This is a genomic window from Tolypothrix sp. VBCCA 56010 (genome assembly GCF_050875635.1).
Taxonomy (GTDB): Bacteria; Cyanobacteriota; Cyanobacteriia; order Cyanobacteriales; family Nostocaceae; genus Hassallia.
The window spans coordinates 1-260 of the sequence record NZ_JBPAOH010000507.1 but is presented as its reverse complement, the minus strand read 5'-3'; the positions used below and the strand labels follow the sequence as shown (position 1 = coordinate 260).

General features: G+C 45.4%; 1 protein-coding gene. It reads right to left on the bottom strand.

What is annotated here, in order from left to right:
- Positions 1 to 99 precede the first annotated feature (99 nt).
- Positions 100 to 246, bottom strand: coding sequence for a transposase (locus AABK37_RS42150; protein WP_432557294.1), 147 nt, complete (start codon positions 244 to 246; stop codon positions 100 to 102).
- Positions 247 to 260: the final 14 nt, after the last annotated feature.

Sequence of the window (260 nt, the reverse complement as noted above, 5' to 3'; positions counted from 1 at the left end):
AAGTTGCGGTTGCACTACTCGCAACCGCCAATTTGTGATTGGCGATCGCATGAATCAGCAGGTGCATAGCACTTGGATTCCCATAACCCGCAACTTGGGTTAGGTAATGAAGGTCAAAATCCGTTGTTTGAGATGCTCAAGCGAGGTAAAGTTTCCTCGTTTAAGTAAGCGACGCACCAAAATACTGAACCATAGCTCGATTTGATTGAGCCAAGAGGAGTGTTTTGGTGTGTAAACAAAGCGAATTCGATGGGACGTAT